This window comes from Pseudoalteromonas sp. S1610, from assembly GCF_005887465.1.
GTDB lineage: Bacteria > Pseudomonadota > Gammaproteobacteria > Enterobacterales > Alteromonadaceae > Pseudoalteromonas > Pseudoalteromonas undina.
The window spans coordinates 46,903-59,173 of record NZ_PNDI01000002.1; the positions used below are offsets into that span (position 1 = coordinate 46,903).

The 12,271-nt window shown below is 40.9% G+C and carries 9 protein-coding genes and 2 tRNA genes; 6 read left to right on the plus strand and 5 right to left on the minus strand.

Annotation, left to right across the window (positions count from 1 at the left end; all coding sequences use genetic code 11):
• Positions 1-98: 98 nt before the first annotated feature.
• Positions 99-1,538, minus strand: a complete 1,440-nt coding sequence (gene rsmF / locus CWB77_RS01305; protein WP_138621161.1) for a 16S rRNA (cytosine(1407)-C(5))-methyltransferase RsmF — start codon at positions 1,536-1,538, stop codon at positions 99-101.
• A gap of 264 nt (positions 1,539-1,802) precedes the next feature.
• On the opposite strand from rsmF, the gene CWB77_RS01310 reads away from it, so the two are divergent.
• The 5 genes from CWB77_RS01310 to prpF all read left to right on the plus strand — a co-directional run bounded on the left by CWB77_RS01310 (position 1,803) and on the right by prpF (position 8,537).
• Entirely contained in the window at positions 1,803-2,516 is a 714-nt protein-coding gene (locus tag CWB77_RS01310) for a GntR family transcriptional regulator (RefSeq protein ID WP_010389679.1), read from the plus strand.
• A 70-nt stretch (positions 2,517-2,586) separates the two neighbouring features.
• The gene (gene prpB, locus CWB77_RS01315) at positions 2,587-3,465 is read left to right on the plus strand and encodes a methylisocitrate lyase (protein ID WP_008109898.1); all 879 of its coding nucleotides are present in this window, start codon (positions 2,587-2,589) and stop codon (positions 3,463-3,465) included.
• Between the two features lie 25 nt (positions 3,466-3,490).
• Complete coding sequence (prpC, locus tag CWB77_RS01320) at positions 3,491-4,615, plus strand: bifunctional 2-methylcitrate synthase/citrate synthase (protein ID WP_138620954.1); 1,125 nt, start codon at positions 3,491-3,493, stop codon at positions 4,613-4,615.
• Positions 4,616-4,742: 127 nt separating this feature from the next.
• Positions 4,743-7,352, plus strand: a complete 2,610-nt coding sequence (acnD, locus tag CWB77_RS01325; protein WP_138620956.1) for a Fe/S-dependent 2-methylisocitrate dehydratase AcnD — start codon at positions 4,743-4,745, stop codon at positions 7,350-7,352.
• A gap of 12 nt (positions 7,353-7,364) precedes the next feature.
• Positions 7,365-8,537 (plus strand): 2-methylaconitate cis-trans isomerase PrpF, encoded by a 1,173-nt coding sequence (prpF, locus tag CWB77_RS01330; protein ID WP_138620958.1) that lies wholly within the window; start codon positions 7,365-7,367, stop codon positions 8,535-8,537.
• Between the two features lie 73 nt (positions 8,538-8,610).
• On the opposite strand, the gene CWB77_RS01335 is transcribed toward prpF, so the two are convergent.
• Positions 8,611-9,510 carry a substrate-binding periplasmic protein gene (locus tag CWB77_RS01335; protein ID WP_109874789.1) on the minus strand — a complete coding sequence of 300 codons (900 nt, stop codon included), beginning with the start codon at positions 9,508-9,510 and terminating at the stop codon, positions 8,611-8,613.
• 319 nt (positions 9,511-9,829) lie between these two features.
• Between CWB77_RS01335 and CWB77_RS01340 the strand changes: the two genes are divergently transcribed.
• The gene (locus tag CWB77_RS01340) at positions 9,830-10,753 is read left to right on the plus strand and encodes a V-type ATP synthase subunit I domain-containing protein (protein WP_138620960.1); all 924 of its coding nucleotides are present in this window, start codon (positions 9,830-9,832) and stop codon (positions 10,751-10,753) included.
• Here CWB77_RS01340 and CWB77_RS01345 read toward each other — a convergent pair.
• From CWB77_RS01345 to CWB77_RS01355, 3 genes are all read right to left on the minus strand, one after another.
• Positions 10,750-11,565, minus strand: a complete 816-nt coding sequence (locus CWB77_RS01345; protein WP_138620962.1) for an amino acid ABC transporter substrate-binding protein — start codon at positions 11,563-11,565, stop codon at positions 10,750-10,752. The two genes, CWB77_RS01340 and CWB77_RS01345, sit on opposite strands and share 4 nt — an antisense overlap.
• A gap of 182 nt (positions 11,566-11,747) precedes the next feature.
• Positions 11,748-11,824, minus strand: a tRNA-Val gene (locus CWB77_RS01350).
• A 153-nt stretch (positions 11,825-11,977) separates the two neighbouring features.
• A tRNA-Val gene (locus CWB77_RS01355) sits at positions 11,978-12,054 on the minus strand.
• Positions 12,055-12,271 lie beyond the last annotated feature (217 nt).

Sequence of the window (12,271 nt, forward strand, 5' to 3'; positions counted from 1 at the left end):
AAGCTTCAAAAATACACATTTTTGTTCGTTTTTTATACTGCAATAATTACAGTGGGTTACATTTGTTATGCACACCTTTGTTACATTTAAGTTAGGGTTTACTCCCAGTTTATTAACTGCGTATTTTGCACCAAATCTCTAGGTAGTGAGTTTTTAACCTTATTTTTTTGCCACTTTCCTAAACCAATAGGGCAACCACATAAGGTCAGGATCACTTCGCCAGTTGCCTTAACAACCTCATCCAAACGAATGTCTTTGCCATTAAAGTAATCACTGGCCTGTTGATTGGTTAGTTCCAGTACATTGCATTTACATTGTTTACCAAATACGGTGGCAAATTCATGGGCGAGGCGCACGCCGTTTTTATGAATAACGCCTACCTGAATACCTAATCGAGCATATTTAATTTTGTTTTGTATTGCTTCAAACTCATCTGGGAACAGCCAAAGCTCTTTGTCACGCTGCATTAATGTGCCTGGTAGACTCGTTAAACCAAATTGCTTTTTGAGGGAGCTCATAAACGCACTTTGCTGTTTACTATCAAAGTCACTAAAAGGGAATGCGCCTTTTTTAACTTTTAGATTTTGGTTTTCGCAGCTGCTGTGTTTTTTAAATTTAGCAATAAAAAAGCCTTCGCTGTCGAAGGTTTGCGGCCAAACATGTAAGTAACCCTCGTCTGTAGTGGCTTTTTCTGCGCCAGGGAAAAGATCATGTAAAGGCTCTGGCTTAATGTACTCACCAAATTCTTCTAGCAATGCATCACACACTTGCTGGTTTTCGAGAGGGGTTAATGTACAGGTTGAATACACCAATGTACCGCCAGGTTTAAGTGCGTAAAATGCACTTTTAATCAGATCTTTTTGTACTTGGGCAATAGTAACATTTGATTCGATAGACCAATTTTTTAATGCATCGCTGTCTTTACGAACTGTGCCTTCACCTGAACAGGGCGCATCAAGCAATATACTATCAAAGCATTCAAACATGTAATTACCAAATACCACGCCATCAAAATGCGATAACGCACAATTACCAACCCCCATTCGCTTTAGCGTGGCACTGAGTACTTTTAAGCGCGATGACGACAGCTCATTTGCAACCAAAACACCTTGATTGTTCATTAGTGCAGCTAGTTGTGAGGTTTTAGAACCTGGCGCAGAGGCCATATCGAGTACTGTGTTACTAGTTTGCAGGCTGTGCTTTAGTGCCATTGGCGGCAACATTGAGCTTGCCTCTTGTACGTACATTGCGCCACTTAAATGTAAATCGGTATTGCCCAGCGCTAAATTTTGCTCTTCATCATTTGGGCGCTCTAGCCAAAAACCTTCATCGCACCATGGAATAGTAGTGAGTTGCCAATTTTTTTGAGCCGCATGGCGTTTAAATTCTTCAACACTCATTTTTAATGTATTAACGCGAACAGACTTACGTAAAGGTCGACGACAGGCACTTAAAAAATCATCTAACGTAAGGTGGTCAGGCAGATAAGTTTTTACGTCGTCAATAAATTGCTTGGGGATATAAGTGTTAGCGTCCACGATTTGGCTCATACAATAAAATTAAAGGCGGATAATAGCATTTTTAGCGATTATTTTCAGTGTTAAAGTCGAAATAGTAGCACTTTGAAAGTGTCGACACCTTGTTGTTAAAATCGCACTCAATACTAAAGATTATTATACTTTTGGCTAGCGCTGTCGACAATGTGGTGGTTTTTTACTCATCCTTAGCACTTTTAGGGTTGACACTGTTAGCTAATAAGCACATAGTTAACCCATAAATTGTCGACAATATAAAAACACCTTATGACACAGCACTTTTTAAACGACACCGCAGTTACAACCGCTTCCGATAAAGTGTTTGTAGATATGCGTCGCGAGATAGTAGAAGGCAGTATTGCACAAGGCAGTAAAATATCAGAGCCAGAACTGGCAAAGCGTTATGGTGTAAGCCGTGCAACGCTCAGAGAGGCATTAAATCGTTTAGAAAGTTGTTATTTAGTTGAGCGCAAAGCCAATATAGGTTGTCGCGTTGTCGCATTAACCGCAGAGCGTTTAATTGAGGTGTATCAGGTGCGCAGTGCCCTTGAAGGACTTGCATGTAGATTAGCTGCCGACAATATGGCAGCCGATGAAGTACAAAGCTTGAAACAATTACTTAATCAGCATTTGCAAACTCAGCGTGTTAAAGAAGGTGAGTCGTACTATCAAGAAGCAGGCGACTTAGACTTTCATTATCGAATCATCAAAGGCAGTAAAAACGCTCATTTAATACATTTGTTATGCCACGACCTATACCAGTTAATAAGAATGTACCGTGTACAAATGGGTATGGTTGGGCCACGCGTATCGAAAGCGTTTGACGAACATTTAGCCATTATTAACGCCATAGAAAATCATGATGGTGAGCTCGCTGAAATGCTAATGAAGCGCCATATCAGTGCTTCTCAAGCAAATATACAAACAAAATTTGATGGATACCAATCAGTACAAGCCACTCAAAATGAAATGGCAAACTAGTACAGATGTAACATTATTAAAAAATACTAAGCTGCCAAAGAGCAGCCCCGTTCAAAGTTAGGAGAAGGTAATGTCAGCAGGATTAAAGTTTAAACAGGCAATTGCAAATAACCATCCGTTACAAGTTGTGGGTACTATTAACGCGTATACCGCAATGATGGCTGAAAAAATGGGCCATCAGGCTATTTACTTATCGGGTGCAGGTGTGGCTAATGCCTCATTTGGTATGCCAGATTTAGGTATGACTAGCCTTGATAACGTGCTTGAAGATATTCGCCGTATTACCGGCGCTAGCGATTTACCATTATTAGTTGATGCCGATACAGGTTGGGGCGGGGCGTTTAATATTGCCCGTACCGTTAAAGAAATGACTAAAGCGGGTGCTGCAGGTTTTCATATTGAAGACCAAGTAGCGCAAAAGCGTTGTGGCCATCGTCCTAATAAAGAAATAGTTACTCAAGCTGAAATGGTAGATCGTATTAAAGCCGCGGTTGATGCTAAAACCGATAGCGATTTTTACATTATGGCGCGTACTGATGCATTTCAAAAAGAAGGCTTAAATGCAGCAATAGACCGTGCAGCAGCCTGTGTTGAGGCGGGGGCCGATGCCATTTTTGCAGAAGCCGTTCATGACCTTGCTGATTACCAAGCATTTAGCAAAGCGATTAATGTGCCGATTTTAGCCAACATTACTGAGTTTGGCCAAACCCCAATTTATACCAAAGAGCAGTTAAGCGATGTGGGTGTAGAAATGGTGCTTTATCCATTAAGTGCATTTAGAGCTATGAATAAAGCGGCTCTTAATGTGTACTCGGCTATTTTGAATGAAGGCTCACAACAAAGCCAAATTGAAAACATGCAAACGCGTGCAGAGCTTTACGACTTTTTAGATTATCACTCGTACGAAAACACGCTAGATAACCTTTTTTCAGCAAAATCTGACAAATAATAAAAAATTCAACAGGAGACAAATCATGGTAGATAAAGCATTAGGTGGCGCAGGCTTACGTGGCCAAGTAGCAGGACAAACGGCATTATGTACAGTAGGGCAAACAGGCTCAGGTTTAACTTACTGTGGTTACGACATTAGCGAACTGGCTGAAAAAGCGCAGTTTGAAGAAGTGTCGTTTTTACTTTCACGCGGCGAGCTACCAACATCAAGCGAACTGGCAGAGTACAAAGCTAAACTTAAGAGCTTACGTGGTTTACCAGAGGCGCTAAAAACAGTGCTAGAGAACATTCCTAAAGACGCACACCCAATGGATGTAATGCGTACTGGTTGTTCTATGCTAGGTAACCTTGAAATGGAAAATGACTTTAGCGAAGCAAACGATGCGATTGACCGCATGGTGGCAATTTTCCCAAGTATTATTTGTTACTGGTATCGTTTTACTCATGACGGTGTTCGCATTGAAACCCAAACTGATGATGATTCAGTAGGCGCACACTTTTTAACGCTATTACACGATAAAGCGCCAAGTGAATTATTTGCACAAGTGATGAATGTATCACTAATTTTGTACGCAGAGCATGAATTTAATGCTTCTACCTTTACCGGTCGCGTATGTGCATCAACGCTTTCAGATATCCATTCTTGTGTAACTGGTGCAATTGGTACCTTACGTGGTCCACTGCATGGTGGTGCTAATGAAGCGGCAATGGATATGATTGAAGGCTTTAGCAGTGCTGATCAAGCTGAAGACGCGCTAATGGGCATGCTTGAGCGTAAAGATAAAATTATGGGCTTTGGCCACGCTATTTACCGCGAGTCAGATCCACGTAATGTTATTATTAAAAAGTGGTCTGAAAAATTAGCCGCAGAAGTGGGTGATGATGTGCTTTACCCAGTGTCTGTTCGCTGCGAAGAAGTTATGTGGCGTGAGAAGAAGTTATTCTGTAATGCCGATTTCTTCCATGCATCGGCGTACCACTTTATGGGTATTCCTACTAAGTTGTTCACGCCTATCTTCGTAATGAGCCGTGTAACCGGTTGGACAGCTCACGTAAAAGAGCAACGTGCAAATAACCGTATTATTCGCCCAAGTGCCGATTACACAGGGCCAGATGCGCGTAGCTACACGCCAATTGAATCAAGATAAACATATAGTCCATACAAAGGTGAGTTACCAACTCACCTTTTACGGCTTTAGTAAATTATGCAAACAATACACCTTCAAATCTAAAGCCTGTCTTGATTAACCCCGTCACCAAATTAGCGAATTTATTATGACCATTATTAATAACACCCAATACCGTAAGCCATTACCAGGCTCAAATGTAGATTACTACGATACCCAAGCAGCGGTAGATGCCATTAAACCAGGCGCATACGCCACACTGCCTTACAGTTCGCGTGTATTTGCCGAAAACTTAGTGCGTCGCTGTGAACCCGATATGCTAACCGATGCACTTAGCCAAATTATTGAGCGTAAACAAGATTTAGATTTTCCATGGTATCCGGCACGCGTTGTATGTCACGATATTTTAGGGCAAACCGCTCTAGTTGATTTAGCTGGCCTGCGCGACGCTATTGCTGCGAAAGGCGGCGATCCTGCAAAAGTAAATCCGGTTGTGCCAACACAATTAATTGTCGATCACTCGTTAGCGGTAGAGCATGCAGGCTTTGACCCTGAAGCATTTGAGAAAAACCGCGCGATTGAAGATAGACGTAACGATGATCGTTTTCATTTTATAAACTGGACAAAAACCGCGTTTAAAAATATTGATGTGATCCCGCCGGGCAATGGCATCATGCATCAAATTAACCTTGAAAAAATGTCGCCGGTTATTCAAAACCGTGATGGTATTGCGTTCCCAGACACTTTAGTAGGTACCGACAGCCATACACCGCATGTTGATGCATTAGGTGTTATTGCTGTTGGTGTGGGCGGCCTTGAGGCAGAAAGCGTAATGCTAGGGCGCGCATCGTACATTCGCTTGCCAGATATTGTTGGCGTAGAGCTTACCGGTAAACGCCAACCGGGCATTACTGCAACCGATATTGTATTGGCTATTACCGAATTTTTACGCGAGCAACGTGTGGTATCGACTTACCTTGAGTTTTACGGTGAAGGTGCTGATGCACTAACCCTTGGTGATAGAGCAACCATTTCGAACATGACCCCAGAATTTGGCGCAACCGCGGCTATGTTTTACATCGATGATAAAACTATTGATTACTTACGTTTAACAGGCCGTGATGAAGAGCAAATTGCACTCGTAGAAAATTACGCTAAAACAGCAGGGCTATGGAGCGATAGCTTAAAAACAGCGCATTACGAGCGTGTACTTAAATTTGATTTATCAAGTGTAGGGCGCAACATTGCAGGGCCTTCAAATCCTCATCGTCGTGTATCAACTAGCGATTTAGCTAAAGAAGGTATTTCGGGCGTTGTTGAAAACGAAGAGGGCTTAATGCCAGATGGCGCGTGTATTATTGCCGCTATTACTAGTTGTACTAATACCAGTAACCCGCGCAATGTAATTGCTGCAGGTTTATTGGCGCGTAACGCCAATGCAAAAGGTTTAATGCGTAAACCTTGGGTTAAAACCTCATTGGCACCAGGTTCTAAAGCAGTGCAATCGTACCTTGAAGATGCAAACTTATTACCAGAGCTTGAACAGCTTGGTTTTGGTATTGTTGGTTTTGCCTGTACCACTTGTAACGGTATGAGTGGCGCACTAGACCCTAAAATTCAACAAGAAGTGATTGATCGCGATTTATACGCAACAGCGGTGCTTTCGGGTAACCGTAACTTTGATGGTCGTATTCATCCGTATGCAAAGCAAGCGTTTTTAGCGTCTCCACCGCTTGTGGTTGCTTATGCTATTGCTGGTACCATTCGTTTTGATATAGAAAAAGATATACTCGGTAAAGATCAGCAAGGTAACGATGTAACCTTAAAAGATTTATGGCCATCTGATGAAGAAATAGATGCAGTGATCAAGCAAAGCGTTAAGCCTGAGCAGTTTAGAAAAGTATACGAGCCTATGTTTAACTTAACCGTTGATTACGGCGAAGATAACGACCCATTATACGATTGGCGCCCAGAAAGTACGTATATTCGTCGCCCTCCTTATTGGGAAGGGGCATTAGCAGGTGAGCGCAGTATGAGTGGTATGCGTGCATTAGCTGTACTTGGCGATAACATTACCACCGATCATTTATCACCTTCTAATGCGATTATGGCAAGCAGCGCGGCAGGTGAATACTTAACTAAAATGAACGTGCCAGAAGAAGATTTTAACTCGTACGCAACGCACCGAGGCGATCACTTAACCGCGCAGCGCGCCACGTTTGCCAATCCTAAATTATTAAACGAAATGGTATTGGATGAAAACGGTGAAGTGAAGCAAGGATCGTACGCGCGCATAGAGCCAGAAGGTGAAAACACGCGTATGTGGGAAGCCATCGAAACCTACATGCAACGTAAGCAACCGCTTATTATTGTTGCCGGTGCTGACTATGGTCAAGGTTCGTCTCGCGATTGGGCAGCAAAAGGCGTAAGGCTTGCTGGTGTTCAGGTTATTGCAGCTGAAGGCTTTGAACGTATTCATCGTACTAATTTAATTGGTATGGGCGTTTTGCCGCTTGAGTTTAAGCCTGGCACAACGCGTAAAACACTTAACCTAGATGGTAGCGAAAGCTACGATGTAAAGGGTGAGCCAACACCAGGAGCAACTGTGGAACTGGTTATTACACGTAAAAATGGTGAGGTATTAAACGTACCAATGAAGTGCCGATTAGACACGCAAGAAGAGCTTTCTATTTATGCTGCAGGCGGTGTGTTACAACGCTTTGCGCAAGACTTTTTAGAAGCTACGCAAGCATCATAAGGACGCACATTTATGTTTAAACCACAAATTAAAGTGCCAGCGACATACATGCGTGGTGGTACCAGTAAAGGCGTGTTTTTTAATTTAACCGATTTACCCGAGCCTGCCCAAGTGGCAGGTGAGGCGCGCGATAGCTTGTTATTGCGCGTTATTGGTAGTCCCGATCCTTATGGTAAACAAACTGATGGTATGGGTGGCGCAACCTCAAGCACCAGTAAAACCGTTATTTTGAGTAAAAGCACCCAACCCGATCACGATGTTGATTACTTATTTGGTCAAGTCGCGATTGATAAAGCGTTTGTAGATTGGAGCGGTAACTGCGGTAATTTAACCTCTGCTGTAGGCGCGTTTGCCATCAGCAATGGTTTAGTTGATAAAAGCAGAGTTCCTGATAATGGCATTGCTATTGTGCGTGTATGGCAGGCAAACATTAAAAAAAGCATTTTAGTGCATGTACCTATGACCAACGCTCAAGTACAAGAAACCGGTGACTTTGAGTTAGATGGTGTTACCTTTCCTGCAGCTGAAGTAAAGCTTGAATTTATTGACCCTGCTGATGGTGATGGCGCGTTATTCCCAACAGGCAATGTGGTAGATGACTTAGAAGTACCAGGCGTGGGCACGTTAAAAGCAACCATGATCAACGCAGGTATTCCGACTATTTTTGTAAATGCAGCGGATATTGGTTACACCGGTACAGAGCTGCAAGATGATATTAATAGCGATAATGCGGCGTTAACTATGCTTGAAAGCATTCGTGCCCATGGGGCAGTAAAAATGGGCTTAATTAATAATATTAATGAAGCACAAGCACGCCAACACACACCTAAAGTGGCATTTGTGGCTGCTCCACATGATTATATATCCTCAAGTGGTAAGCAGGTTAATGCAAGTGATATCGATTTGTTAGTCCGTGCTATGTCAATGGGTAAGTTACATCATGCAATGATGGGCACTGCCGCTGTCGCTATTGGTACTGCTGCGGCAGTTGAAGGAACATTAGTTAATTTAGCCGCCGGTGGTGGTGCTATTAATGAAGTTAACTTTGGTCACCCTTCGGGCACATTAAAAGTGGGAGCAGAGGCGGTGGTTACAAATGGCCAATGGCAGGTTAGCAAAGCCAGTATGAGCCGCAGCGCGCGTGTTTTAATGGAAGGCTGGGTAAGAGCGCCATTTGATTTTTAAACATTATATAATAGCTGATGGCTTTGGGAGCATCAGCTTTATAGTTATCATGTAGTTTAAAATAAATCGTTAATTATCCAAGGTTATAACACTGTTGTTTTTTATTTTTTATAAAGCTATCAAACTCATTGTTTGCATGCATATTCGCAATTTCAGTATTTATATCTTCCAAAATAGATTGCCATTGTGGTGCACTTTTAGTTACAGAATAATATAGATTTTTGTACTCAATGCTTGGCATTAATGCAACGAGCGCATTTAGCATCCTTTTTTTATCTCTATTTGATAAAAGTGACTTATAAACGCTGGCTTTAAGTACTTCTAAGTCAGCAACAATAAGCTCAACACGACCGTTTAATAGCAAGTGAATAAGCTGATATTCACTGTTTGCCACAATGGTTTTTATTTCACCTTGATCAATAAGTTCATCGAGTTTAGCACTATTCTTGTATGAACGAACGACGCCCATCACTCGGTTTTTTACAGAGTTAATGCTGCCATCGTAGTCAATAGTATGATCCTTTAGCGCAACAAATGATAAATCGCCGCCTGGAATAGGTTCTGATAGCGCCAATAACTGATTTCGTGTTTTTGTTAGAATATTTTCGGATATGACATCGTCGTCAATATAGTACTCAGGAAATAATATATCGGCTTTGCCTAGCTCTGCTTCGCGAACTGCACGCGCCCAAGGATAAAATTCAATATGAACGCCATAACCACGCTTTACCAGCATGCTAACTGTGAGCTGGTATAGCCAGCCTTTATTGCATAAGTTATCGTCTATGTAGGGAGGCCAGTTGAGAGTGACTAAACGAAGGACGGTATCAGCCTCTAAATTATAACCGTAACCGCTTTTGTATTTTTCGCCAGGAAGAGTGATATTTTTATCATTAACTGTGTAAGTTACTGGCGCAGGATCTGCGTAAGCAAAAAGTGAAATAAATAAGGTAGCGACTAAAAATATTCTCATAAGGATAATGCATTTTTATATGTACAGTTAAGTTTAGTGTGTTATCTGGAATAAACAACTTAAATGGTAAGGTTCTTTTAGTATTCATACAATTAAATATAGCCTTAAAAAGCGATAACTATTAACATGCGAATACAAGTAATTTAACTTAAATACGATTTAGTACTTATCTTATTAATAACATGAACATTCAATCGTATTAAATAGAACAACTATATAAATAATTTTCATATTACTCTATTTCTAGGTGCTGTAATAAATCACCATTTCAATTGAGTTGGTATGATAATTAAAGGTGTTTTTACTAGAGGGAACTTTTATGGCTAATAAGCCAATAAGTGAAGATAATCCATTTGCTAATTTATCTGATGTGCAGTGTGAGCACATCCAAAATTGGTATCAAAAGCATATTTCTTTAACTCTAACCACGTTGCTTAAAGGCAGTAAGTCTGGTCAAGTAATAGACAGTAAATTAGAGCGCGCGTTAAACGAAGCATTAAAAAACAGTAAACAGACCATAACCTATAAAGGCGATGGTAATTCGCCTATAAAATTACAAAATGCCAGTGTATTGGCCGAGCTCAAAGATACACGTGATTTGTTTCATGGTGCACAAGTTAAAATAAATAAGTTAGAACAAAAAATAACAACAAGTGCTGACGAAATACAATTACTAGAGACTCAAAAAAGCGAACTACAACTAGAAGTACGTAGTTTAAAGCAACGGTTAAACCATGTTTTATCGAGATTAGAGTCGCAAGGCGTTTCGTTTCAAAAAAGCCATTATGTAGGGCGTATATTAGTACATGCTTTACGAGCAAGCTTTGAAAATTGGCAGCAAACGCCCTCTGGTGAGTCTTTCAAAAATCATGATTTTTATAAGCTTTTTCCTCGGGTGTTGTACTCAAGTTTACTAAAAGAGATAGAAAAACTGCTAGGGGAACATGATTATAATAAAATAGAACGCTCGTTGAGTGATTTTGTGTTTCAACAAAAGGGCTCTCCAGTAGAGAATTGGCCAGATGAAGACCCGATATACGAGACACGATTAATTAACCAAAAACAGTCAGAGCTTTTAATTAAGTTACAAAGCCAACACCAGCAGCGAAAAAACTTTACCGCCTATTTAGAAAAGCGTCTTTCTAATACTGGGTTTACGCATAAGCACAGTGATTTGCTAATGACATTAGTTGAGTTTGCGACAAATGATGAAAATAGTAAGTTTTCTAGTTACTGTCATTAATTAGCAGTATTTGTTTGGCTAGTGAGCAGTAAAGGTGTAGCTAGAGGGGATTGTTGAAGCCCAAGTTGCTTTAGCCTATCTGCAATATTGCCTTGTGTGAGTGCTTGCTTTACCCATTTATACAAGGTGCTTATATCTAGCGTGTGGTTTGGGCGGAGTAATAACTGATGATTATAGGTTTGTGCAACTCGCTCAGACACAAGTAGCAAACGCTTGCTTTTTGGATGCTTGCTAAAGTATTGATTTAGGTAAGAGCGAGTAACAATAGCGCAATCGCTGCGTTTTTTTAATACTAATTCAATACTTCTTTTATGGCTGCTTAATAAAGTCATTTTATATTCGTTTTCAAGAACTGAGGGGCTACTTTCGTAATTAGCTAACGGATAATGGTAGCCTAAAATACCCACCAAGGTTTTATCTTCTAAGTTTTCAAACCAGGCTTGAGATTTTGCAAATTGCTTTAAAGCAATAAATACTTCTGTATCTATGGCTATAACAGGGGAGTTACTAATTACATTATTCCCTTGTTGCCACCCCCAGTTCGGGTTCTCAAAAAAAACCGAATCGAATAGGCCTTTTTGGTAATCCTTAAAGCGACGAATAGGCGTGGTTAGTACTAATTCAAAATGATAAGAAGACTGTATTTTATTGAGCTCGCTTATTAATTCAATGGTAAGACCAGAAGCACGCCCGTCAACAATTTCTATATAAGGAGGGAACTCATAGCCACCTACTTTAACCACCGTTTTTGCATGAGCTTCTTCAACTGAAAAGCCAAGTAAGGCTAGTAAAATGAGCGTAACAAACTTCATAGTTAAATCCTTTCTTAGCGTGCTTTTGATGTATTAATTTAAAAGATAGTCTATTTGTTAACATAGCATGAATTATCAAGCAATAAATACTGGCTTTGCAGGGTGATTAAATGGATGTTACCCAATGTCGGGTGAGATGGCTTCGCTTCGCTACTTAACCGACCTACGTTCTTTTTTTGAATTGGTACGACTGAGTGGATTCGAACCACCGACCCCTACCATGTCAAGGTAGTGCTCTAACCAACTGAGCTACAGTCGTACAATTTTAAATTCTTAAATTAAATATACTTTTAGGGGTAAAGTATATTTGGTACGACTGAGTGGATTCAAACCACATACCTCTGGACCGGGTGATCAAGAGTAGGTAGTGCTGTTTCCTTCAACGTACTTTAAATACAATATTCACTAATTTTGGTACGACTGAGTGGATTCGAACCACCGACCCCTACCATGTCAAGGTAGTGCTCTAACCAACTGAGCTACAGTCGTACTATAAGTTTACATACTTTTTAATTCATCCATGAAGCTTCATCCTGTCGGCGTCCTGCCTCCACCTCGTTCGGCTGCGAAGCTTCGCTTCGGTCCAATCTCGCCCAACTGAGCTACAGTCGTACTGCATGTATTTAAGAATTGTTAATTGCTTAACAACGGTCGCTAATATATAGCGTGATGGGGAGTGAATCAAGCATGTTTATGCTATTTGAGT